The following is a 21958-nucleotide window of genomic DNA, read 5'->3' as shown; positions in this document are numbered from 1 at the left end:
ACCGATAAGCGTTGGAGAGGAGTTTATTCGGATAGGTTCGATAAAAAAGCGCAAAGGTTGAAGGGTTATGATCGATTAAATTGATCTATCGCGAGCGTCCCAGTACTTCTGGGCCGTTTCGAACGCCTGATCACGGGACTGACCGAGCCCACGCAACGCCAGGGCCATGGTCGAAATCAGGGCCATTTGCGGGTAGCTGTCGACCACGTCACCGCGCCAGACCGCCTTCAAATGCTCAGGGTCGAGCGCGGCAGGTTTGACGTGACGCTGGGCCGACATTTGAGGCCATTCTTCGTCCCAGCTTTCACCGCCCGTGGTGCCATACAGGTGACTGTCGGCGTCCGGGTTGATCTCGATCTCGCCGCCATCGCCCTTGACCACAATCGCTGTGTCGCCCAGCAAGCCGCTGGCATCGCGGTGCACGGCCTGGTAGCCGGGGTGGAAAATACTTTGCAGGCCGCAACGAGCCCCTAACGGATTGAGGATGCGCGTGAGGGAGTGGATTGGTGAGCGCAGGCCCAGGGTATTGCGCAGGTCGATCATGCGCTGCAGTTGCGGCGCCCAATCCACCAGCGGCATGAACGCCAGGCCGCCGTTATCCAGCGCCGCACCCACCTGTTGCCAGTCGCGACACAGGGGAATGTTCAGTCCTTCCAGCAGCTGTTCGCTGTACAGTCGCCCGGCCGTGTGCGCGCCGGCACCGTGCATGAAAATCCGTACGCCGTTCTGCGCCAGGCACTTGGCCGCCAGCAGGTACCACGGCAGGTGACGCTTCTTGCCGGCATAGGTCGGCCAGTCCAGATCGACATTCAAGACAGGAGCCTGCAAACGTTCACGCAGGGCTTCGGTGAAACCGGCCATTTCCTCGGCGCTTTCTTCCTTGTGCCGCAGCAGCATCAGAAATGCGCCGAGCTGGGTGTCTTCGACCTTGTCGTCGAGCACCATGCCCATGGCGTCGCGGGCTTCTTCGCGCGTCAGGTCGCGGGCGCCACGTTTGCCTTTGCCGAGGATTCGCACGAACTGGGCGAACGGGTGCTCGGCGGGTGTTTCGAGGGTCAGCGCTGGAAAGTCGGTCATAAGCAATTCGTCGGTTTGGGCAGGCCCGCCAGTTTCGCGGCGAGTTTGGCAGGGGTGCCTTTGAACAATCGGTTCAGGTGCAGGCTGTTGCCTTTTTCCGGGCCGAGCTTCAACGCGGTGTATTTGATCAACGGGCGGGTGGCTGGCGACAACTGGTATTCGTTGTAGAAGCCGCGCAGCAGTTCGAGGATTTCCCAATGCTCAGGGCTCAACTCGATGTTTTCGGCTGCGGCCAGGGCACTGGCCACGTCGGCGGACCAGTCGCTCAATTCGACCAGGAACCCGTCCTTGTCCAACAAGACGGCGCGAGCGCCCACTGTCAGGGAGTTCATAGCCAACTGTTGACCTTGTCATGGTAAATCGACAACTCGACGAAGGCCGGGTAATCGATGGCCTTGGCCCAGTCGGGTATATCAATGGACCGGGCTTGAACATCTTCGGCCAGTACGAACAGTTGCAGGCCGCGAGTACTCAGCGTGCTGAAAGGCGCGGTACCCGGCTGGAGGGCATAGACCGCGTCGCCGCTCAGCAGCAGCGCATCACTGGCGCCGATCACGCGCAGGCAACTGGACAGGCGATCGTCGCCGAACGGGGAATGAGACAACACATGCAAAGTCGACATCAGAGGGTGATCACCTGGTCGTAACGGTCAATAAGGGCGGTGATGGCGTGGGCGGTCAGTACCCGGGCTTCTTCCAGTGAAAAACAGGAAGGGTCCAGCCCCCGTTCTGCGGCACTCTCGCCACAGACGAACAGCTCCTCGACACCGAACATCGGCAAGGCTTGCAGGTTGGCGCTGAGGTCTTTTTGTTGCAGCGCTTTGGCGTCCTGTTTCGCGGCGAGCTGGAACACCCCGTCATCGAGAAACAGCAGGCCGATCGGCAGATCGAAAGCACCGCCAGCGAGCACGATGTCCAGCGCTTCGCGGGCATTCGGTCCGGACCATGGCGCCTGACGGCTGATGATCAGCAAGGATTTAGCCATCTCACGCGCCCCCAAAACAGATCAAGCGGTCAGCGTCTTGCACCGCGTCATGCAACTGGCCGAGGCCGGACAACTCCCACGGAGCGCCCACGGCAACCGCGTCACGCTGATAACGCCCGGCTTCTTCCTCGTCCAGCACACCACGGCGCAGGGCGGCGGCGATACACACAACGCCGTCCAGTTGATGCTCGCCGACAAACGCACGCCATTGCTTGGGCAGGTCCAGTTCATCTTGCGGCGTGACCACACTGGCGGACGCGTTGTGGACACCGTCCTGATAGAAAAACAGCCGGACAATCTCATGCCCACCGGCCAACGCAGCCTGGGCGAACAGCAAGGCACGGCGCGAGGAGGGCGCATGGGCGGCGGAAAACAGCGCGATGGCGAACTTCATGGCGGACTCGATCAGCAAAACTGTGGCCATGATAAAGCTTTATCGACGGGGCGGCGAAGGGCGATTTCTCTTGGGACCGAGTTGCGGCCTTCGCGAGCAAGCCCGCTCCCACATTCGATTTCTGTCGATCACAAAATCATGATCCATCGCAAATCTAATGTGGGAGCGGGCTTGGTCGCGAAGGCTGCCTGTCAGGCAACATTAAAATCAGCGCGGCATATACCCCAACTGCCATCGCCGCGGAATTCTCAACGACACCACCCCCAGCACGCCCGCCAGCAAACCGCTGGCAAGCAGCGCCTTGATCCCAAAATGATGTTCCAGTACCGCCCCAAGGACAGCTCCGGCAAACATCCCGGTCCACGGAATCAGCTGCACCTTCCAGCCATCGCGCCGCTCCCCGAGCAGCCAGCGGCCCAGCCCACGTCCGAAGCGCGAGAGAGCACCGGTGACATAGGTCAGGCCGACCGGCAGGCCGTTCACTTGCTCGACGGCGGCATTAAGCATGCCCATCGCGATGATCGCGGCCAGCAACGCGGGTAATTGTTCGTCAAAAGGCCAGATCGCTGCGGCGCACAGCAGCGCGGCGATGCTCAGCATCAACGGCAGCGCTCGTCGCCCGCCGAGGCGGCTGACGATAATGCCCAGGGCATTGCCCGCGATGAAGGTGGCCACGAGCAGCAGCAGTCGCCCGGTCAGCCCCAGATCGCCGACGCTGATGGCGACGGCGAGGCGGGTGGTGTTGCCGCTCATGAACGAGACGAAATCGCCGCTGGCCATGAAGCCGATGGCGTCGGTCATGCCGGCGAGTACCGAGAGCATGGCCACCAGCGTCATGCCGACGCGCCCACGCCACTTTTGTGTGTGCAGGTGGCCAGGGCTGGCGTGGGTTGAGGAGGTCGAAGGCAGCATCTACGAGGGCATCCTTGAGCAGTGGTTATGGTTCTATCCCATACAGCTCGCAATAGTCCAGCCAGTCCATACCGGCCATCTCTGCGACTTCGATGTGCACTTCCCGGCGCTGGGCCTCGTAGTCCTCTGGTGTGGCAGCCGTCAGCTGCAGCGTCAGCTCCCAGGCGAACAGTCCCTGGCGTTCGGCTTCAGCTTCGAAGGCTTCGTGCAGTCGCTCGTCGCGGTACTGCGCCGAGGTCTCACCCTTGGCCTGGGCCAGCAGCGGGTTGAGGTTGTCAAGCTCATCGCGCAGTTCAGGGCGCTCATCGAGAAACTTCTTCAGCGCCTGCTCGTGTTGCTGATCGGTTGCCGCCATGGTCGCTCCTTGGGTTACGAAGATTGTTTCTTGCTAGCCTTGGCTGCTGCGGCCAGGCATTCGAGGGCGAATTGTTCGGTGTAGGTCATCTTGATCGGCGTGGTTTCGCCTTTGACGGTGCGTTCGCCGTCGAGGATGTAACGGATGCGCTTGTCGGTGACGCCAATGCGCTTGGCGATCCAGGACGGTGTCTGCCCGATCTGGCTGATCAGCTTGTCGGCGTATTCAGGGGTCGGTTTGTAGAATTCGGCGTTGGGTGTCATTGGGGCTTCCAGAAAAATGCGGCGTTTATGGCGCGACAGGGTGCGCGAATAGGTACGCGGTGTCGCGGTATAAATGAAGTAAAGCAGAACGAAACGCCGCGCCACGGTGATACAGTCCGCTTTTTCTTGATGAGCGAACGTAATGCGAATTGTGATGGTGGCGCTGGCTGTAACGTTGCTGGCGGGCTGCGCGGGCTCGGTGATGGACGATGCTCGCACCAAGACTCCGTACAAAACCCTGAAATCGACCAAGCCACATGCCATCGTGGCCGAGTGCGTGCAGTTTTCCTGGCAGGACGAAGCGGTGTTCGGTGTGGATGCTGCGGCCTATTTGGAGCCCGGTAAAAATGGCGGTTCGACGGTCTACACACGGTCGGCGGAATCCTTCGTGGACGTGACCCCCGACGCTTCCGGCACCGTGTTGAATTACTACGCGCAGCATGACGACTTCGTCGCCAAGCGCCGATTGGCGGCGTTGGCTACTTGCCTGTAAACATGAGCTGAGGCAGTACCCCTGTGGGAGCGAGCCTGCTCGCGATGGCGGTTATTCATTCAACATTGATGTCGACTGATCCACCGCTATCGCCGGCAAGCCGGTCTCGCTCCCACAGGGGGGCGTGTTTTGATTAATTGGTCAGGTGTTTCTGAAAAAAGTAGCGCTTGTGCCCCGGCGGGTAGTCGGCAATCTGGCCCAGCTCGCTGTAGCCGAGCCGTTTGTAGAACTCGGGCGCCTGAAACTCGAAGGTGTCCAGCCAGATCCCCACGCATTCCTTTTCCCGCGCCAGGTCTTCGGCCATCTGCATTAATTTCGAACCCATGCCTTGTCCCCGGGCCTGTTCAGGCACGGACAGCAGTTCGATGAACAACCACTGGTAGAAAAACCGCCCGTACAACCCGCCGAGAATCTCGCCGTTGTCGTCCCGTATCAGCAGCGCCAGCAGTTGCGCATTGGACGGGCCGGCCTGGGCCTCGTTATAGGCGCGCAGCGGCGTGAGGATGGCCTCGCGTTCTTCATCGGTGGGGTTTTGCGAGCGTTCGATTCGCAGGGTCATGAGCTACTTCCTTATGGCAATGAGTCTGGAGCCTATCGCGCTCACGGCGATTGTTCTATCCCCCGACACCAGTGGAACCGTCGCCGTCGTGCGGATGTCTAGCCTAAACAGCGTCATTTCAGAGTGCGACCAATGAGGACACCCCGTGAATATTTTCGAAGCCTTGCGTGAAAGCCACGAGCGTCAACGCAGCTATGCCAAAGCGCTGATCAAAACCAGTGGTGACACCCCGGAGCGGGTCGAGGCTTACAAGCAGCTCAAGTCCGAACTTCAGGCCCATGAAACCGCCGAGGAACGCCATTTCTATATTCCGCTGATGGAGTTCGACAACGGCGTCGACCTGAGCCGCCACGCCATTGCCGAACACCACGAAATGGACGAGATGATGGAAGAGCTGGACGAGACCGAGATGTCCAGCCCGGCGTGGCTGGCAACCGCGAAAAAACTGAGCGAGAAGGTGCATCACCACCTGGAAGAGGAAGAGCAGAAGTTCTTCCAGATGGCAGGCAAGCTGCTCGATGACAAACAGAAAGAGACACTCGCCGGTCAGTATGAGAAGGAATACAAGGCGCAGCTGTCCTGAGCTCCGGGGGATGCCCGGCTTTTTCGTTTTCGCCTACCATGGCCGCCTCTGACGAAAAAAAGGATGCGCTGTCATGGCGAACACAGCCGAACGGGTCAACATCATCGAATCCCAGGTGTTGTCCCACAACTGGTATCTGCTGAAGAAAATCACCTTCGACTATCAGCGCAACAATGGCGACTGGCAGCGCCAGACCCGCGAGGTCTATGACCGGGGCAACGGCGCGGCGATTCTGTTGTTCAATCGCGAAAAGCGAACCGTGGTGCTGACGCGCCAGTTTCGGCTGCCGGTGTTCGTCAACGGTCACGACGGTTTGCTGATCGAAGTGGCGGCCGGATTGCTTGAGGGTGCCGATCCCGAAGAACGCATCCGCGCCGAAGCCGAGGAAGAAACCGGTCACCGCGTGCACCATGTGCAGAAGGTCTTCGAGTCGTACATGAGCCCCGGCTCGGTCACTGAAAAGCTGCACTTCTTTATTGCCGAGTACGATGCGGCTTCAAAAGTCAGCGAGGGCGGTGGGCTGGAGGAAGAAACCGAAGAACTGGAAGTGCTGGAGTGGCCATTCGACGAGGCACTTGAAGCGTTCTATCGCGGCGAGATCTGCGACGCCAAGACCATCATGCTCCTGCAATATGCGGCGATGAAGGACATCTTCACCTGACCGACACTGTCCCTGTAGCAGCTGACGAGCTCCGCGAGGCTGCGTTTGATGCGGGCCGCTGCCGTGGATGTGGGCAGCGCGGTGCATCAGCTAGATCGAGTGCGCTCGGATTACGACGGTTTCGCCGCCGAACGCAGCCTCGCAGGCTCGGCAGCTGCTACAGGTGTTCCGGTCAGTCAGAACAGATCACCCGTTCTGCTGGCGCCTGACCACTCGCACCCTTCAAGCGTCAGCAACCGCTCCTTCGCCTCAAGCCCGCCGGCAAAACCGGTGAGCTTGCCCGAGGCACCGATCACCCGATGGCAGGGGGCAACAATCGAGATCGGGTTCTTGCCATTCGCCGCGCCCACCGCCCGAACCGCGCTCGGATTGCCGATCTGCTCGGCAATCTGGCCATAGCTGCGCGTCTCTCCGAACGGGATGGTCAGCAGCGCCTGCCAAACCTTCTTCTGGAAGTCCGTCCCGGCAAAATCCAGTTCCAGCTCGAAGCTATTTCGCGTGCCGGCAAAGTATTCCTGCAACTGCCGAACGGCGCGTATCAGGATCGGGTTGTCCGGGGCTTCGTGCATCGGGCCCAGCCGCACCCGGTTCAGTTTGTCGTTTTCCCAGAGGATGGCCGCCAGTCGCTCATCTTTCGCCACCAGCTTCAGTTCGCCGACCGGAGACGCCAGGGTGGTGAAGGTGTAGGTCATGCTGGCGGACTCCGCAGAAGGGCTGAACAGAGGCTCAGCATACTGCCTCGACCGGGAGGCGCAATACGCAATCGCGACCATACTTGCCTGTGCTTTTGAACCGATCACTCTGTTTTTCACAGAGCCTGAAAACAAAAAAAGAGAACGACTCATGAAGTACGAACCTTTTGCCAAATCGCTCATCGCGACTTCATTGGCGCTCAGCTGCCTGACCGCCCACGCAGCCTCCGTTGCCCCCGTCGCGGCCGAAAACGGCATGGTGGTCACCGCCCAGCATCTGGCCTCCCAAGTGGGGGTCGATGTGCTCAAGAACGGCGGCAACGCCGTCGATGCTGCCGTCGCAGTGGGTTACGCGCTGGCGGTGGTGTACCCCGCGGCGGGCAACCTGGGGGGCGGCGGTTTCATGACCATTCAGTTGGCGGACGGGCGCAAGACCTTCCTCGATTTCCGTGAAAAAGCCCCGCTGGCCGCCACCGCCAACATGTACCTCGATAAGGAAGGCAATGTTGTCCCGGACCTCAGCACCCGTGGCCACCTGGCCGTCGGTGTACCGGGGACCGTGTCCGGCATGGAACTGGCCCTGAGCAAGTACGGCACCAAACCACGCAAGGAGGTGATCGCCCCGGCGATCAAACTGGCTGAAGACGGGTTTGTGCTGGAGCAGGGTGATGTCGAATTGCTGGACTACGCCACCGACGTGTTCAAGAAAGACATAAAGGACTCAGGCGCGATTTTCCTGAGCAACGGCGAGCCGATGCAGGTCGGTCAAAAACTGGTGCAGAAGGATCTGGGCAAGACCCTGCGGGAAATTTCCGAAAAGGGCTCCGACGGCTTCTATAAAGGCTGGGTCGCCGACGCCATCGTCACGTCCAGCCAGGCCAACAAAGGCATCATCGTCCAGGCCGACCTAGACAAATACAAAACCCGCGAGCTGGCGCCGATCGAGTGCGATTACCGTGGCTACCACGTAGTCTCGGCACCGCCGCCAAGCTCCGGCGGGGTGGTGATCTGCGAGATCATGAACATCCTCGAAGGCTACCCGATCAAAGACCTGGGCTACCACTCGGCCCAAGGCATGCACTATCAGATCGAAGCCATGCGCCACGCCTATGTGGACCGCAACAGCTACCTCGGCGACCCGGATTTTGTGAAAAACCCGATCGCCCACCTGCTGGATAAAAACTACGCCACCCAACTGCGCGCAGCGATCAAGCCGCAAAAGGCCGGCGTGTCCAGCGAGATCAAACCTGGCGTAGCGCCCCATGAAGGCAGCAACACCACGCACTACTCCATCGTCGATAAATGGGGCAACGCGGTGTCGGTGACCTACACCCTCAACGACTGGTTTGGCGCCGGTGTCATGGCCAGCAAAACCGGGGTCATCCTCAACGACGAAATGGACGACTTCACTGCGAAAATCGGTGTACCGAACATGTACGGCCTGGTGCAAGGGGAGGCCAACGCCATCGCCCCCGGTAAAGCACCGCTGTCGTCGATGAGCCCGACCATCGTCACCAAGGACGGCAAGGTGGTGATGGTCGTCGGCACTCCCGGCGGCAGCCGCATCATCACTGCCACCTTGCTGACCATGCTCAACGTCATCGACTACGGCATGAACATCCAGGAAGCGGTGGACGCACCGCGTTTCCACCAGCAGTGGTTGCCGGAAGAAACCAACCTGGAGACCTTCACCACCAGCCCGGACACGGTGAAGATCCTCGAAAGCTGGGGGCATAAATTTGCCGGGCCACAGGATGCCAACCACGTGGCGGCGATCCTGGTCGGCGCGCCTTCACTGGAAGGAAAACCGGTCGGCAAAAACCGCTTTTACGGCGCCAACGATCCCCGTCGCAACACCGGGCTGTCGCTCGGCTACTAACGCTTGAGTTGGAAAGGGGACGGCGCTGTTTTCGTCCCCTGATCCACTGATTGTTCAAGGAGCGAATCATGGCCACTGCACTGTTAATCATCGACGTCCAGCAGGCGCTGTGCACTGGCGAGGAGGAGTGCTTTGAGATCAACCGTGTCATCGAGAACATCAACCACATGAGCATCCGGGCCCGGATAGCCGGGGTGCCGGTCGTGTTCATCCAGCACGAAGAAGTGAACGGTCCTTTGGTGCACGACACCGCCGGCTGGCAATTGGCTAAAGGGCTGGAGACCGAGCCCGAGGATATTCGCGTACGTAAAACCACACCGGATTCGTTCTACCAGACCAAACTGCAAAAACTGCTGCAGAGAGAAGAAATCGAGCGCTTGATCATCTGTGGACTGCAAACCGACTACTGCGTCAACGCGACCGTGCGCCAGGCACTGATACTGGGCTACGACGTGGTGCTGGCGGCGGACGCGCATTCCACCGTCGACAACGGCAGCCTCAGCGCCGAGGAGATCATCGCCGAGCACAACAAGGACCTGGCGCACCTGACCGGTTCGGTTGCGCGGATCGATGTCATGCCAGCGGGACAAATCCGCATCTGAATCCACTGCCGGATCAACGGACATAAATTGTCATGAAATGAAAAAGCGCTGTCGCCGATTGAAAAATTGATAACGTCCGCGCCTATTAAATTCTCCTTACGAACTGCGCTGCAAGCCCCGCAATTCGGCGGCTCGACCGCACTCACCTTCAGTCGTTAAGAGAACAATAAAATGAGCGTAGAAAAACTGATTGGCGAACTTCTCGCCGAGCTGACAGGCGTGAGTCTCGACGGCCCACTCAACGAGAGTTCGCAGCAGCACAAAGAGCTGTTCCAGCTTGATCAGGATGTCTTCCCTGCGGATTACGTGACCAACGACCTGCGCTTTGGCGTGCTTGAAGAACAGGTCTGAAAAAGGTCTGAAAGGGGACAGATATGTTGTCGTCCCCTGATTCACGGCTCGGTGGCCCGAATCGACGTCCTGTCCTCGGCTGAATCCGCATCTGACTACAGAACCGGTTTGATTACGACAATGCGGCGCTAGTTTTCAACCTTTTCTACAAACTGCAGAAAATCCACTGGCGGATAGAGTTGAAGCTTTTTTGCGACCGTCATATTGACTATGTAGGCAAACTGATCGATCGCAAGCACAGGCAAGTCGCCTGGCTTTTTCCCCTCTACGACGATCCGGACGGCTTGCTTGGCAGCCAGTTTTCCGACGTCGAAATCGCGTGCGGCAACAGACATCAAAGCCTGGGATTCACTCACGAGGTGCTCGTAAGGGCTCAGTACCGCAATGCCATTTTCCACCGCGGACTCTGTGAAGATTTTTCCCTGCTTTTCCAGGAACGTACTTGAGCCCAAATACACCCACTGAACCCCTTTGGCCTTCAATTGCGCCATATTCGTGGCAATCGACTCGGCCGTCGGTGTGCCATCAACGCCCTTATCAAGAGGCAAGGCATCGAACTTGATCTTGAGTTGATCGGTGAGGGACTGCATTTCCGCAACCTTGCTCACGGAATTGGGCTCACTGGTATCGTAGATCATGCCCAGGTGACTGAAACCAGGCATATACCGTTGAATGCTTTTTATGTTTACTGCTTCTGGCACGCGATTGCGAGTCCCGGTGACGTTAGGTCTTCCTGTGTTTTCATAGCTTTGAATGATGTGGTTGCCAACCGGATCGGCAACCACGGTAAAAATAACCGGGATATCAACCAAAAATCCGGGGTCATGATCATTGAGAGTGCCGATCATCCCCAGCGTTGCTTTAGTGCCCCAGGTAATCACGGCATCGACATTCAACGCGCGGGCCTCTGCTGCAAACGCAGGCAGTTTGCTCTTGTCTTGCGAGGCGTCACGAACAAGAATTTCCGCATCGATATTGTTCTCTGCGATGTATTCCTTTACCCCTTTACAAACGTCTTCGCAGCCTAGCCAAGCCACCATCATGATCGTCTTCTTTGCGGCTGCATTCACGAACGGAGGCGCAACAGTCCCCACAAAGCCCATAAGCAGTAGTGCCGTACACACCCTTCTATAGCCAGTCATAAATGTTCCCTTCTGATTTAACTATCACGACTTGGGTTTGATGCTGACAGGTATAGAAGCGCTCCGGACAGCACGAGGATTGCGATGGTGTAAACGGCCCCGACATAGCCAATGTAGTCGGCAGCAGTGGCAATGCAGACTAGCGCCACAATGCTTGCGCTCCGTTCGGTGATGCGCGCGGCAGCAATCGCAGAATTGGTGCCTAAATGGGCCAGCGAAGTTTCGGCAACATCCATGACCATTGCAGTCTGGGGACCTCGTACCAAGCCATGGCCAACGCCCGCGCCAATCATCGCGAACCCCATCATCCCTATACTTGGCCAGGTGGCGGCAACGAGCAACGAGGTACCTCCTATAAAAGAACCCGGAAGCACAATGTTGCGGGCACTAACGCCACGTTCGGCCAGTTTTCCGTACAGCGAGCCGGAAATAATGATCATCAAGAAATAGATCATGAGTAATCGACCAATGTCCGCTGCGCTGGCTCCAAGCGACTCCATTAGTAGTGAGAGCAAATACGAGATGAACACCATATCCAAAATTGCCTGAGGCGCGATGATGCCAAATGCAAGGCTTGCAAAACGCGGATTTCGAAAAGTCGCGAAGACATCCTTACTTGATCGCCTCGGTCTATCTGTCATGCGGCTGTCAACGTGGCGCTGGTGGGGAAGTTGCCAATAGATGAGTGCTCCGGAAACCAGAATCAGCGCGGCACTAATGACAAATACCGCTGAATATCCGAGCCGATCGGCGAGGATGCCACCTAGCGCAGAGCCAGCAAAAATACCGCCAAACATAGCCGCGGAGAATAAACCTAACGAGCGTGCACGCTCGTCCTTGTGCGCTACGTCCAGTACGTAATCCTGGCAGGCCAAAGACGCAAATGCATATCCCGCGCCGCACATCAGGTTAAAAAAAGTGATCGCCGGGACATTTCCGGCAACGCACATACCGAGCTTTGCGATTACCGTCGCTGCGGCGGCCACCAGGAAAAGTCTGCGGTGGCCGAAACGTTCTGAAAGTGGACGAACAAACGGTGTCACGGTCAGCACCGCAATAAGGTATGCCGTAAGCGGCAGACTGGTGACCGCACCCTCGCTCAACCAAGGTATCGGATTGTGTGCAGACTTTACGAATATGGAAAAAAAAGACGTCTCCATTTCATCGGCGGCGGCGAATAGAAATAATGCGAGACGCACATCGATAAGGCTGCAAAAACGAATCCAGCGTGGGCCAATATCGTGAAGGCCGAACGCTTTGCCGATTGAATTCAAATCGACGGTTTCAGCCAAGGGGGGTGTGCCATTTACGGCAGCCAGCCGTGCACGCTGAAACATGGCATGGAGAGCTTTTGCACGCTCGGAGAGGCAGGTACTCACCTGGTCGACCACATCCCTGCTCAAAGAAGCTATGCAGGTCGAAAAATTTCCTGCGGCTTGTAGCGCAACAATGTAGTGAAGCCTGTTCAGAGGTGCCGTGAGAGACACACTCATCATGACCGCAATTAATTCAAGTGCCAGTAGCACTATCACGATAATAATCACACCAAGATCCAGAGCGACACTTTTGAACAGCTCTGCGATATAGGCTGAATTGGATTGCGTTGTGACGGTTCCAACGACCTTGCCATTGAGATAAATCGGAAGTTTATGGGTATTGCTCAGAGCACGGTTGAGGGTGCTTGCGGTGTGTTGATCTTCTCCTACTTCAATGATTGGGTAGTCAGTGGACACGCCGAAGTAAGAAATTTCCGGAAACTCAGCGAGGAGGTGTCGGAAGTATTCGGTCCCGCCCACCATGCTTTCAATCGGCACACCTGCGTTGACGGTGCGCTGCATGGTTGCATCGGCTATCGTGCCGATGAGTTGGGTACGTTTGACAAGCTCTGGATGAAAGGATTGACCGACGCTTATATACGCCACCACGCCCAGCAACAGTGCCGGGCCGATCACCAAGGCAGCCGCCCAGGGCAAGATTTGGCGTGCGGCGTTTCGATCGAGCACGGTTTGCGGTATTGCGATCAACTGAGTATTGAGTAATTCCGGATTTGAAAAGGGTGACGCTGGCGTTATGGTCTCTGCAGCGCAATAGCCCATCTCCTTCATTGCAGCCTTGTACTGCTTCGATGCGCCTATGAGATCGTTGTGAAGTGTGATGACTTCCTGTGTCAAAAAGCCATAGTCTTCTCCTGTAGGGTTCTTGTTTGAAACATCTGAATGTGCCGCAGACGCTTCGCCTGAGGTGTCCTTGAGTCCCGCCTGCAGGGAAATGACGCCGCCGATAGCGCCAAGTAGTTTCAACCTGAACAACAGAAAGGAAAGAGCAGAAAAGATGGCCAGCAAGGCAACGGCGGCCAGTGTGATGTCTTTGCGAATGTGTGCCGATCGGTCTTGCAGCTCCTTTTTTGGATAAATCGCAACGACGCTGCCAAGTAGAGTGCCCGATTCATTCACTATGGATCGCCCACTGGCCACCGAATCAGTGTCTTCAAGGTCCCACTTGCCATCCTTATTCAATACCTGCGCATGCGACAGTTCATCTGCAAGTTCGCTGTCAAGCTTCTCACCGGTGGACTTAATAATATCCCCGGATGCGCTCAACAATTCGATGGCGGAAATATTAGGATCCGTTTCCTTGGCGCGACTGAGCAGGCCTTCAGCGTTGCGCACTGATGTGATTGGAAGCCCCATGGCCGCCACATCACGAAACGGTGCAGCAGTTGCCTCGGCCACAACCGATAGCCTTTGGCGTGTCAAATGTGAAAGCATGGCGTCGTGCTGGAGAATTACCAGTACCGCCAGGATGGTAAGTACCGTTGCAATGGTGACGGTTAATGCGATCCAACACCTTAGATGCAAACTGAGGTTTCGCATTACCTTCACACTCCCCTAGCAGGCCTTTGAAAAACCCCACTACCAGCCTGACAAACTTCCAAAACGATCAGGTGATACACAGCCTAGCAGTAACTGGGCACTGGGCTTTTTCCGACCGATCAGTATCCCGCGCAGGACCAGACAATCGCCGTCAGCACCAGCAAGCCGATGCTGATGTACCGCCTGCCAGCCTCGAAGCCGCCATTCGGCTGCTTGTGAACTCACCCAGCTGCAAAAATCTCAATCAACTCCACCAGGAACGCACTCACCACCTCCCGTTGCCGCGCTGAATGCCGCACCGCCGCATGGAATCCGACCTCATAGCGCAACTGCTCCGGATTCAGCGGATGCAACTGCCCCAACTGTTCATGTTTGGCCGCGTAGTGCTGTGGCAAAAAACCCAAATGCTGCCCCGACAGAATGAGCAGGGCGGCGCCGTCCATGCTGTCGGTGAGCACAGTCAAACGCTCGATGGAAGTGGGCGCGGGCATTTCCGGCAAGGGGTGGCTGGGCCAGACCCAATCGTAATTGCGCACGTCATCGCGGCTCAGCGCACCCACGTGGTCGAACAGCGGGTGCGCCGGTGCGCAGTAGGCGATTTGGGTTTCCTGGAACAAGGGGTAGTAATCGATGTTGGGTAAGCGGTGCCAGAAGTAACCGATGGCCAGATCGATGTGGCCGTTGATGATTTTCTCTTCCAGCAACGAAGACGACAGTTCGGTGAAGTGGAAGTACAACCCCTCATGTCGTGAGCGCAACCGAGCAATGGCCAGGGCGATGTGCTTGTTGGCGGACGGATCGATTTGACCGAGCAAGCCGATGTTGATGTTGCCCGATACCTTGCGATTGATGTGCTGCACTTCGACCCGAAAGCCCTCGGCCGCCGCCAGTAAACGCCGCGCCGCATCGACAAACTGCCCACCCTTGGGCGTCACCGAAAACCCGCCGCGCCCACGCTCGCACAAGCGAAATCCGACCCGCGCTTCCAGCGTCGCCAATTGCGCGCTGATGGTAGGTTGCGTGGTATTGAGCGCCGTCTGCGCGGCCGAGATTCCGCCCGCCTCAACGACAGTCAGAAAGACCCGGATCAAACGCAGATCCAGTTCCGATACAGCGCCCAGCATGAGTGCCTCCGAGGTTCGCCACATAGACGCGGGTCTATGTAAACAGTGCGCCTGCGATATTTAATCGCCCTGACCAACGCCCTACATTGCAATGAAACCGGCGCTTTGCCCATAAAAACAACAATTACCAGCATAGGAACATTCGTATGTCAGGGTCCTCACAGTCTGCGCACGCCTTCGAAGCGAGCAGCGGGTTGGCCATCGAAGGCCACTCGATCGATTACATTCCGGAAAACGAACGTCACGCCAAACTCAGCAGCCAGGGCCCTTTCTGGTTTCTGGGCAACTTTCACTTCTTCACCATCTCTATCGGCTTTGTCGGCCCAAGTCTCGGTTTGTCGGCGATGTGGACGATGCTGGCCGGTGCGCTGGGCATTATGTTCGGCACCATTTTCATGGCCTTCCATGGTTCGCAAGGTCCGGAGATGGGCCTGCCGCAAATGATCCAGTCTCGCGCCCAGTTCGGTTATCGCGGGGTGATCCTGGCCTTGATGGCGACGATGTTTGTGTTCGTCGGTTTCAACGTGGTGAACATCTCGCTGATCATGAACGGCCTCGAACATGTGTTCGGCATCGACCCGGCGATAGTCGCGGTGGCGGTGGTGCTGATCGGGGCGCTGCTATCGATCTACGGCCATGACCTGATGCACAAAGCCTTCAAATGGGCGTTGCTGGCCACGTTGCCGCTGTATGCGTTGGTCACGATCGCCCTGATGTTCGGCGCAGGCCAAGAGGGTGTCACCCCGGCGACTGATCTCGGCTTCAGCTGGATTGCGTTCGCCACCTTGTTCGCCATCGGCGCCAGCTACAACATTTCCTATGCGCCTTACGTGTCCGACTATTCCCGTTACCTGCCAAAAAACACCAGCCGGCCAAAACTGATCGCTGCCGTGTTCATCGGCGCCTCGTTGTCCGGCGGCTGGATGATCGGCCTCGGTGCGTGGCTGGCGCAGCAGTTGAAAGCGGTGGATGCGCTGGTGGCGTTGAACCAGGTCGGCTCTTCGATGATTCCGGGGCTGGGCAATGTGTTGGTGATCGTCTCGGTGGCGGGCTTCCTGCCGATCATCGCGCTCAACACCTACAGCGCCATGCTGACCCTGCTGACCGGCGTCGACTCGATCAAAAAAATCACCCCGTCACCCCGCGCCCGAATCCTGTCCATCATCGCGATCAGCGTGATCCTGCTGACCTGCGTGCTGTCGATCAAAGGCGACGGCATCGCGCTGCTGAACACCTTCCTCGTGCTGCTGCTCTACTTCCTCGTGCCCTGGACCGCCGTCAACCTGGTGGACTACTTCTTCGTGCGCAAAGGCCGCTACGCGATCCCGCACTTCTTCACCCCGAACGGCATCTACGGCGCCTGGCAATTTCGCGGCATCGTCTCGTACCTGATCGGCTTCGCCGCAATGGTGCCGTTCTTCTACATATTCGATGCCGCCGCCAACAAAGAAGTATTCGTCGGCCCACTGGCGCGCATGCTCGAAGGCGTGGACATCGCCTGGCTGGTGGGATTGTTGGTCTCGGGCCTGACGTACTACCTCCTCAGCCGCTCGCTCGACCTCGCGTCCGAACGGCGGATCATCGACGCGATTACCGAGAGCGACATCATTGCCATGACCAAACCGACTGCGGAGGAGGTGCGTTGAACACTGCCAAAAACACCGTGGTCGCCTGTTGCCAGGTGGCACCGAAAATCGGCGACCTCGCGTTCAACCGCACACTCACCGAACGCGCCATTCGTTCCGCGGCCCATCAAGGCGCGCAGATTGTGGTGCTGCCTGAACTGGTGCAGAGCGGGTATGTGTTCAATGACCGTAGTGAAGCGTTGTCGTTGTCGGAAACGGTTGAAGGACCAACGTTGCGCCTGTGGGCAGCACTCGCCCGCGAACTGAACATTGTTGTGGTCGGCGGTTTTTGCGAACGACTGGACGACGGTGAACTGGCCAACAGTGCGGCGATGATCGATGCCCAAGGGTTGCGTGCTGTGTACCGCAAAGCCCACCTGTGGGATGCGGAGAGCGAAATCTTCAGCGCTGGCAACGCGGCGCCGCCGGTGGTGGAAACGGTGCATGGGCGAATTGGGATGTTGATTTGCTACGACCTGGAATTTCCTGAATGGGTGCGGCTTCCGGCACTGGTCGGCGCGGATTTGCTTTGTGCGCCGGTTAACTGGCCGGATGGGCCCCGGCCGCCGACTGAGCGTCCGGCAGAAGTGGTGCGGGTTCAGGCGAATGCTTCGGTGAATCGGATGTTTATTGCTGCTTGTGATCGGCATGGGCATGAGCGGGGAGTGGGTTGGGTGCAGGGTTCGGTGATTGTTGATGCGGATGGGTATCCGCTGGCGGGGCCGGCGGAGCAGGGTGGGGAGCGGATTTTGTTGGCGACGTTGAATCTTGGGGAGGCAAGGAATAAGCGGATTAGCGCGCGCAATGATTTGCATGGGGATCGGCGGGAGGGGTTGTATGGGCTGATTGGGGGGGGATAGCGGTAGGGAGATTTTTTTTGGTTACATCTACACAGAGCAGTCTGGTGAGGTGCGTGTTGATCAATTTGCCTCGGGTGAAAAGCTGCCATTGTGAACTCTTTAAGCCATGCAAACGTAGTGTGTGGCTGCTTCCAGCTTCCCACGTCATGGCTTTGGGGGGCCGTTGGCCCCCCGAACTAAAACAGAGAAAAAGGGGTCGGATTTATTTCCCAAAAGGTGACGGAATAATAAATCCGTCCCCTTTTTGTGTCCTTTTTGTCGCCTGATGAATCGATCTCCGTACAAGACCGCGAACTGATTCATGGCGTTCTTCCAGTCATGTGCCGGTTTGCCCCAATTGGCGGTGATATTTTGCAACGCCAGCCAGATTAACTTCGTCGCGGCATCGTCGGTTGGAAAGTGTCCTCTTGTCTTGATGATCTTGCGCAATTGGGCATTGATGCTCTCGATAGCGTTGAATAATAAATCCATCCCCTTTTTGTCGATTTAAGAAACTTTGGACGAAGTTGACGCGATTCAAGCTTAGCGATTACTCATTACTAGCGCGGTTATTGGCCATTCTTTGATCGGCTGTAACAATCTGATGCCCCGGCCAGCGGCGGCTTACCAGAGCCGTCCGCTGGATACGGTTGTTAGCGGGTCATGTAACTTTGACGATCTGCGGTGGACTCCACGTCCCTTTGCCAGGAGGCAGGATGGAAGGTGTTTCCGTCTTCGGCCAATACAGGCGCATCACCATGTAGATCAGATCATTCGGTGCAGGCAGCCAGTTGCTTTCCTTGTCTGTGCCAGGTGAATCCTTCTGGATGTACAGCGTCAGCGAACCGTCGGTGTTCTTCTTCATGTCGGGTAGCATTGGTGCGTTGATGAGGTAGCGATTGATCGGATTTTTGATCAGTAATTGCGACTTGCCGTCGTACATCGTCACCGACCAGAAGGCATTGACTGGCGGGAGTTGCCCGGCAGGAAAGGTGAGCGTGTAGTTGTGCTTGCTGCCGTCGAGTGGCTCGCCATTGGGTAAGGTACTGGTTATCGGATACGTGGCTTCATCGGCATCGTTGGCGTAGATGCCCGCTTGCGCGACGGCAGCGCGCTTCAGCCAGTCGCCGTTATAAAAGGCACTGTTGCCACCGGCACCGGTAATGTTCCAGCCGTTGATCTTCGTGCCGAGATTCTTGATCCCATCCTCGACCTTCGCATGCCCGGCCTGCATGCCCTGAACGATGGCGGCCTTCTGCTCGGCCGATAGAGCCTGGAAGTTAAAATCCTTCCCTACGCCGATTCGGGCAAGCTTCTCGCGGATCGCCACTTCATCCTGTGCGGCGGGATCGAGCTGCAAGGCAAAGCCCAGGTACTTGAAGAAATCAGTCTTCACCAGGTCTTTGTCGATCTTCGGGAAATCAATCGGCGGCGCGGCAGGCGGTGCGGGTTGCTTGAGATAGGCGGAAAGCGGTTGTGCCTTGTAGCCGGACTGGATCTTTTCGACGTTCGACATATCAGTTGGATTGAACAGCTGGGTTCGATAAATCGCGAAGGGCAGTTGCGTGCGGGAATGAAACACCTTCTTGATGCCCGGCGGAGTCACGCCTTTCCATTCGGGGCCGACCACCATGTAATCGCCGGCTTCATTGCCGGTGGTACGGTTGCCGATGTAACCGAAGTTGTAAGTATTGCCGTCGATGAGCTGCACCGAGTAGTAGCGCGGTTTCTCTACCGCTGGCACCGAGAGCACGATAGGCTCGCTACGCACGTCCATGAACATCAGGGAATAGGGCGTGTCGCTGTTCGGCGAGATGATGGCCGTGTCCTGGTAGGTAGCGACGTGATGCAGGCTATCAATCTGGTTGAACGGCGCCTTGAACTGGCTCGAGTTCTTGTCCACCGCGTAGTCGTACATGATCGCGTAGTTCATCACGATGGGCAGACCGTAAATGTAGCCTTCCTCGGCGATGGCTTTCGTTTCGGCGGGAGTGATGTCCGTTGCGTGGGTGAGGGTCGATGTAAAAGAGGTGAGCAATAACATTGCACAGCCAATGGCTCTCGGTAGTGGGTTTTTCATAAACCTGCTTCTCCATTCCTTGAATCGGGTAGTGAATCGATCAACTAACCATTAATGAGGCAATATGAAGGGTCGCGCTGTTCACGACCTGATAACGCATCTCGCCTTTTGTCTTCCTGTAAGTCTTTGTCTTGTCCGAAGATGTCACGCCGAACGCGACACTGTGCGAGGAGAATACGACATGGATGGCAAACCCGGATTGCTCGGTCAGTATATGCGGCAATTCAAAAAGCGCTGCCGAGATGCCGGCAGCTTTTCAAGACATTACTAGGTGTCTGACGCAGTATCGCCGTCCAATCTGACGCCCGACCTGCCCTTGATGAATGTCTCATCCAGCCATAGCCATTCTTAGCCCTACTGCCGCCTCAATAAGCTTTTGTGCCTGCTGCGAGATTGCCCACGCCAACTCATTATTTCCTGAGTTTTTGAGCGTTGCCGCTAAATCGTGCAGCTTCCCCACCTCGGCCTCGATGGTGCGGATGGATTCACCGATCTGGTAGTGAAGTGAGTGCGCCATGCCGTCAACCCTCGATCGAGATCTACTACAAATCACCGCCGTGCCAGGGATACTTAACCTTCGCGCTCTTGATGTCGCTTATGATTTGATGCGCAATAGCCCCTACCTGTTCTTGAGTCATAGCTGACTATTTGAAAGGAAGATAAAAAATTCAGTTTTTTCTTTGTTCTCCATATTCAAAAAGGTGTGCATTCCAGAAGGGGGGACAGTCGCGCAAGGCTCTCTCAGGTTTTTGTTGCGAATAGCTTGGGGTATAGGGGGCGGGGGGCTCACACCACCCAACTGCTCATCGGATTCTCAAGGTAATCACTTGATCTAGTGGCTAGTAGCCGCTATTCCTTTAGTACATGACAGGCGGGCACTACAGGGAAAAACCATAATGGCGAGATTCGTTGTCGTTCCCTCGATACCAAAGGAAACTGGATCAACGCGCTGTGGGACACGCTTTTATTGCACGACGGCCCCTATAGATTTCGACATCTACGACAATGAAGGTAAGTGCAGGTTAAAAATCTGCTATTCGACACGAATTGAGGCCAATGCAGAATGCGAACGACTGAATTCTGAAACTCTTCAAAGTGCGCTTGCCGAATACGCCTGCGTCAACTGATCTTCGATGCTGGTCATGCTCAGTACCAGGTTCCAGTGGACGATCAATGATGCGCTAAAGCATCCACTTCATGAGGATATGAGAGGCGATCCAGGGTGATGCCTCGGCGACACCCCATGCGATGGTTAGAGTGACGGACAAATAAGCTGCAAAAAACCTGATCACTGCACGCGTTTCCATCGCCTCATCCCCTTGATGCGTTTCATTTCAGTTGGACGCCATTCAACCCTCACGGTTCAATACCGGTCATCGCGGGACTTTGGGGCATAGCCAGGCCCGGAAAATGGCATCCGCTGAAGCATCAAGAAATCGGAGGGGGCAACCTTAGCGGCATACAAGCGGGCAGGGGATAGGGAGTCTGAAAACAAAAAGCCCGCGCGAGGCGGGCATTCTGTATGGGGTCAAATCCTTTTGTCTGCTCAATCCGCGCTCCATGATGTGAGCATTTCGTGAAAAGACTGCCGCAGAAACGAAAAAGCCCGGCGCAGTGGCCGGGCTCTTTATGCACGTAGCCAAATCCTTTTGGCTGATCGCATTGTGCCGGGTGGATGTGACGACGGTGTGACAGTCGGCAGATGTTGATCGGTCCAGAATCAAGGGGCTAAAACCAGCTGCGATCATCCTCCAGCTCTGCGCGGCACTGCTTGAGCTGTGAATGGTAGTTCTTTGACTGTTGTTCTACTTTGCGTGCCACCTGCATCAACCAGGGTTTGTTGCGATAGGTGCCACGACGAAAGCCGCCTCGCCCTTCATGGTAAGCCAGGTACTGGTTGTAGGCGTCCTCTTTGGAGACTCCAAGCTGGCTGTGGGTGCCAGTGGTGTACCAGCCGATAAACATCATCGCGTCATCATAGTTGTCACGCGAACCGCCATTGCCGGTTGCATCCTTGTACTCACCCCAGACAGGGTCCAGGGCTTGCGCATAACCATAAGCCGAACTGACACGACCCCAGGGAATCACCCCAAGCACGTAGTCACGGGGAGGCAATGCATCGGAGACGAAACTGCTCTCTTGCTTCATGATCGCCATCGCAACGTGTTGAGGTGTGCCCCATTCTTCTTGCATCTCTAGCGAGTCTTCGTACCAGTCAGGGTACTCACGATAAATATTGCACAGATTGTTCTGATCCTTTGGTGGCGACGTCGTGCAGCCCGTCAAGATCGAAAACACTAGTAGCAGTACCCAAACTCGTCCTTGTTTCATCCATAGCCCTCAAAAAAATAAGGGTGTTCGTAGCCCTGCGCTTGCAGCACAGAACTTGTGTAATGCTGATCTTGAGGTCACGGAGTGTTTGTCAGGGGGAGGCGTTGAGCGACCAGCATGGCCGCTCAACTCAGGTGGG

General features: G+C 56.9%; 24 protein-coding genes and 1 pseudogene. 8 read left to right on the top strand and 17 right to left on the bottom strand.

Annotation, left to right across the window (positions count from 1 at the left end; all coding sequences use genetic code 11):
• Positions 1–75 precede the first annotated feature (75 nt).
• The 8 genes from PMI22_RS08220 to PMI22_RS0129625 all read right to left on the bottom strand — a co-directional run bounded on the left by PMI22_RS08220 (position 76) and on the right by PMI22_RS0129625 (position 3985).
• Positions 76–1077: a glycosyl transferase family protein gene (locus tag PMI22_RS08220; protein ID WP_007947503.1), complete on the bottom strand. Its 1002-nt coding sequence runs from the start codon at positions 1075–1077 to the stop codon at positions 76–78.
• Positions 1074–1409 (bottom strand): TusE/DsrC/DsvC family sulfur relay protein, encoded by a 336-nt coding sequence (locus PMI22_RS08225; protein ID WP_007947501.1) that lies wholly within the window; start codon positions 1407–1409, stop codon positions 1074–1076. Before PMI22_RS08225 ends, PMI22_RS08220 begins: the two co-directional genes overlap by 4 nt.
• Positions 1406–1699, bottom strand: coding sequence for a sulfurtransferase complex subunit TusB (tusB, locus tag PMI22_RS08230; RefSeq protein WP_007947500.1), 294 nt, complete (start codon positions 1697–1699; stop codon positions 1406–1408). The genes PMI22_RS08225 and tusB overlap by 4 nt, the downstream gene beginning before the upstream one ends.
• Entirely contained in the window at positions 1699–2061 is a 363-nt protein-coding gene (tusC, locus tag PMI22_RS08235; RefSeq protein WP_007947498.1) for a sulfurtransferase complex subunit TusC, read from the bottom strand. The genes tusB and tusC overlap by 1 nt, the downstream gene beginning before the upstream one ends.
• A gap of 1 nt (position 2062) precedes the next feature.
• Positions 2063–2455: a sulfurtransferase complex subunit TusD gene (gene tusD / locus PMI22_RS08240; RefSeq protein ID WP_007947497.1), complete on the bottom strand. Its 393-nt coding sequence runs from the start codon at positions 2453–2455 to the stop codon at positions 2063–2065.
• Between the two features lie 207 nt (positions 2456–2662).
• A complete protein-coding gene (locus PMI22_RS08245; RefSeq protein ID WP_007947496.1) occupies positions 2663–3367 on the bottom strand; it encodes a YoaK family protein in 705 nt (234 codons plus the stop codon).
• A 25-nt stretch (positions 3368–3392) separates the two neighbouring features.
• Positions 3393–3722: a DUF6388 family protein gene (locus tag PMI22_RS08250; protein ID WP_007947495.1), complete on the bottom strand. Its 330-nt coding sequence runs from the start codon at positions 3720–3722 to the stop codon at positions 3393–3395.
• 14 nt (positions 3723–3736) lie between these two features.
• Complete coding sequence (locus tag PMI22_RS0129625; protein ID WP_027925145.1) at positions 3737–3985, bottom strand: hypothetical protein; 249 nt, start codon at positions 3983–3985, stop codon at positions 3737–3739.
• A gap of 142 nt (positions 3986–4127) precedes the next feature.
• On the opposite strand from PMI22_RS0129625, the gene PMI22_RS08255 reads away from it, so the two are divergent.
• Entirely contained in the window at positions 4128–4478 is a 351-nt protein-coding gene (locus PMI22_RS08255; protein ID WP_007947490.1) for a hypothetical protein, read from the top strand.
• A 133-nt stretch (positions 4479–4611) separates the two neighbouring features.
• Here the strand turns inward: PMI22_RS08255 and PMI22_RS08260 are convergent, their stop codons facing one another.
• On the bottom strand, positions 4612–5037 hold the full coding sequence (locus PMI22_RS08260; protein WP_007947487.1) for a GNAT family N-acetyltransferase: 426 nt from the start codon (positions 5035–5037) through the stop codon (positions 4612–4614).
• A 145-nt stretch (positions 5038–5182) separates the two neighbouring features.
• Here PMI22_RS08260 and PMI22_RS08265 point away from each other — a divergent pair, with 145 nt between their 5' ends.
• Complete coding sequence (locus tag PMI22_RS08265; RefSeq protein WP_007947486.1) at positions 5183–5620, top strand: hemerythrin domain-containing protein; 438 nt, start codon at positions 5183–5185, stop codon at positions 5618–5620.
• Between the two features lie 73 nt (positions 5621–5693).
• Positions 5694–6281 (top strand): NUDIX domain-containing protein, encoded by a 588-nt coding sequence (locus tag PMI22_RS08270; RefSeq protein ID WP_007947485.1) that lies wholly within the window; start codon positions 5694–5696, stop codon positions 6279–6281.
• A 176-nt stretch (positions 6282–6457) separates the two neighbouring features.
• On the opposite strand, the gene PMI22_RS08275 is transcribed toward PMI22_RS08270, so the two are convergent.
• Positions 6458–6973 carry a methylated-DNA--[protein]-cysteine S-methyltransferase gene (locus PMI22_RS08275; protein ID WP_007947484.1) on the bottom strand — a complete coding sequence of 172 codons (516 nt, stop codon included), beginning with the start codon at positions 6971–6973 and terminating at the stop codon, positions 6458–6460.
• A gap of 151 nt (positions 6974–7124) precedes the next feature.
• Between PMI22_RS08275 and ggt the strand changes: the two genes are divergently transcribed.
• From ggt to PMI22_RS08290, 3 genes are all read left to right on the top strand, one after another.
• The gene (gene ggt / locus PMI22_RS08280) at positions 7125–8852 is read left to right on the top strand and encodes a gamma-glutamyltransferase (RefSeq protein ID WP_007947483.1); all 1728 of its coding nucleotides are present in this window, start codon (positions 7125–7127) and stop codon (positions 8850–8852) included.
• Between the two features lie 68 nt (positions 8853–8920).
• The gene (locus PMI22_RS08285) at positions 8921–9454 is read left to right on the top strand and encodes a cysteine hydrolase family protein (protein WP_007947481.1); all 534 of its coding nucleotides are present in this window, start codon (positions 8921–8923) and stop codon (positions 9452–9454) included.
• A gap of 171 nt (positions 9455–9625) precedes the next feature.
• Positions 9626–9805, top strand: coding sequence for a hypothetical protein (locus PMI22_RS08290; protein ID WP_007947480.1), 180 nt, complete (start codon positions 9626–9628; stop codon positions 9803–9805).
• Between the two features lie 128 nt (positions 9806–9933).
• Here PMI22_RS08290 and PMI22_RS08295 read toward each other — a convergent pair whose 3' ends face one another.
• The 3 genes from PMI22_RS08295 to PMI22_RS08305 form a co-directional block, all read right to left on the bottom strand.
• Entirely contained in the window at positions 9934–10947 is a 1014-nt protein-coding gene (locus tag PMI22_RS08295) for an ABC transporter substrate-binding protein (protein WP_007947479.1), read from the bottom strand.
• 17 nt (positions 10948–10964) lie between these two features.
• Complete coding sequence (locus tag PMI22_RS08300; RefSeq protein ID WP_007947478.1) at positions 10965–13820, bottom strand: MFS transporter; 2856 nt, start codon at positions 13818–13820, stop codon at positions 10965–10967.
• A gap of 221 nt (positions 13821–14041) precedes the next feature.
• A complete protein-coding gene (locus PMI22_RS08305; protein ID WP_007947477.1) occupies positions 14042–14944 on the bottom strand; it encodes a LysR family transcriptional regulator in 903 nt (300 codons plus the stop codon).
• Between the two features lie 146 nt (positions 14945–15090).
• Between PMI22_RS08305 and PMI22_RS08310 the strand changes: the two genes are divergently transcribed.
• A complete protein-coding gene (locus PMI22_RS08310; protein ID WP_007947476.1) occupies positions 15091–16590 on the top strand; it encodes a purine-cytosine permease family protein in 1500 nt (499 codons plus the stop codon).
• Positions 16587–17429, top strand: a complete 843-nt coding sequence (locus PMI22_RS08315) for a nitrilase family protein (protein ID WP_007947475.1) — start codon at positions 16587–16589, stop codon at positions 17427–17429. Before PMI22_RS08310 ends, PMI22_RS08315 begins: the two co-directional genes overlap by 4 nt.
• Before the next feature lie 261 nt (positions 17430–17690).
• Here PMI22_RS08315 and PMI22_RS30755 read toward each other — a convergent pair.
• The 4 genes and pseudogenes from PMI22_RS30755 to PMI22_RS08335 form a co-directional block, all read right to left on the bottom strand.
• Positions 17691–17885, bottom strand: a pseudogene (locus PMI22_RS30755) (transposase); the annotation flags it as partial.
• Between the two features lie 184 nt (positions 17886–18069).
• Entirely contained in the window at positions 18070–19488 is a 1419-nt protein-coding gene (locus tag PMI22_RS08325; protein ID WP_007947473.1) for a DUF1254 domain-containing protein, read from the bottom strand.
• A 328-nt stretch (positions 19489–19816) separates the two neighbouring features.
• Positions 19817–20005 (bottom strand): hypothetical protein, encoded by a 189-nt coding sequence (locus PMI22_RS08330; RefSeq protein WP_007947472.1) that lies wholly within the window; start codon positions 20003–20005, stop codon positions 19817–19819.
• 1211 nt (positions 20006–21216) lie between these two features.
• The gene (locus PMI22_RS08335; RefSeq protein ID WP_007947470.1) at positions 21217–21819 is read right to left on the bottom strand and encodes a transglycosylase SLT domain-containing protein; all 603 of its coding nucleotides are present in this window, start codon (positions 21817–21819) and stop codon (positions 21217–21219) included.
• Positions 21820–21958 lie beyond the last annotated feature (139 nt).

Source organism: Pseudomonas sp. GM21 (genome assembly GCF_000282215.1).
GTDB lineage: Bacteria > Pseudomonadota > Gammaproteobacteria > Pseudomonadales > Pseudomonadaceae > Aquipseudomonas.
Note: the sequence above shows the minus strand (reverse complement) of the source record. Positions and strands in the feature narration are given on the sequence as shown.

Bases quoted from the DNA above. Each gene is read 5' to 3' on its own strand.
- PMI22_RS08220 (WP_007947503.1), bottom strand. From the start codon at position 1,077: ATGACCGACTTTCCAGCGCTGACCCTCGAAACACCCGCCGAGCACCCG.
- PMI22_RS08225 (WP_007947501.1), bottom strand. From the start codon at position 1,409: ATGAACTCCCTGACAGTGGGCGCTCGCGCCGTCTTGTTGGACAAGGAC.
- tusB (WP_007947500.1), bottom strand. From the start codon at position 1,699: ATGTCGACTTTGCATGTGTTGTCTCATTCCCCGTTCGGCGACGATCGC.
- tusC (WP_007947498.1), bottom strand. From the start codon at position 2,061: ATGGCTAAATCCTTGCTGATCATCAGCCGTCAGGCGCCATGGTCCGGA.
- tusD (WP_007947497.1), bottom strand. From the start codon at position 2,455: ATGAAGTTCGCCATCGCGCTGTTTTCCGCCGCCCATGCGCCCTCCTCG.
- PMI22_RS08245 (WP_007947496.1), bottom strand. From the start codon at position 3,367: ATGCTGCCTTCGACCTCCTCAACCCACGCCAGCCCTGGCCACCTGCAC.
- PMI22_RS08250 (WP_007947495.1), bottom strand. From the start codon at position 3,722: ATGGCGGCAACCGATCAGCAACACGAGCAGGCGCTGAAGAAGTTTCTC.
- PMI22_RS0129625 (WP_027925145.1), bottom strand. From the start codon at position 3,985: ATGACACCCAACGCCGAATTCTACAAACCGACCCCTGAATACGCCGAC.
- PMI22_RS08255 (WP_007947490.1), top strand. From the start codon at position 4,128: ATGCGAATTGTGATGGTGGCGCTGGCTGTAACGTTGCTGGCGGGCTGC.
- PMI22_RS08260 (WP_007947487.1), bottom strand. From the start codon at position 5,037: ATGACCCTGCGAATCGAACGCTCGCAAAACCCCACCGATGAAGAACGC.
- PMI22_RS08270 (WP_007947485.1), top strand. From the start codon at position 5,694: ATGGCGAACACAGCCGAACGGGTCAACATCATCGAATCCCAGGTGTTG.
- PMI22_RS08275 (WP_007947484.1), bottom strand. From the start codon at position 6,973: ATGACCTACACCTTCACCACCCTGGCGTCTCCGGTCGGCGAACTGAAG.
- ggt (WP_007947483.1), top strand. From the start codon at position 7,125: ATGAAGTACGAACCTTTTGCCAAATCGCTCATCGCGACTTCATTGGCG.
- PMI22_RS08285 (WP_007947481.1), top strand. From the start codon at position 8,921: ATGGCCACTGCACTGTTAATCATCGACGTCCAGCAGGCGCTGTGCACT.
- PMI22_RS08290 (WP_007947480.1), top strand. From the start codon at position 9,626: ATGAGCGTAGAAAAACTGATTGGCGAACTTCTCGCCGAGCTGACAGGC.
- PMI22_RS08295 (WP_007947479.1), bottom strand. From the start codon at position 10,947: ATGACTGGCTATAGAAGGGTGTGTACGGCACTACTGCTTATGGGCTTT.
- PMI22_RS08300 (WP_007947478.1), bottom strand. From the start codon at position 13,820: ATGCGAAACCTCAGTTTGCATCTAAGGTGTTGGATCGCATTAACCGTC.
- PMI22_RS08305 (WP_007947477.1), bottom strand. From the start codon at position 14,944: ATGCTGGGCGCTGTATCGGAACTGGATCTGCGTTTGATCCGGGTCTTT.
- PMI22_RS08310 (WP_007947476.1), top strand. From the start codon at position 15,091: ATGTCAGGGTCCTCACAGTCTGCGCACGCCTTCGAAGCGAGCAGCGGG.
- PMI22_RS08325 (WP_007947473.1), bottom strand. From the start codon at position 19,488: ATGAAAAACCCACTACCGAGAGCCATTGGCTGTGCAATGTTATTGCTC.
- PMI22_RS08330 (WP_007947472.1), bottom strand. From the start codon at position 20,005: ATGGCGCACTCACTTCACTACCAGATCGGTGAATCCATCCGCACCATC.
- PMI22_RS08335 (WP_007947470.1), bottom strand. From the start codon at position 21,819: ATGAAACAAGGACGAGTTTGGGTACTGCTACTAGTGTTTTCGATCTTG.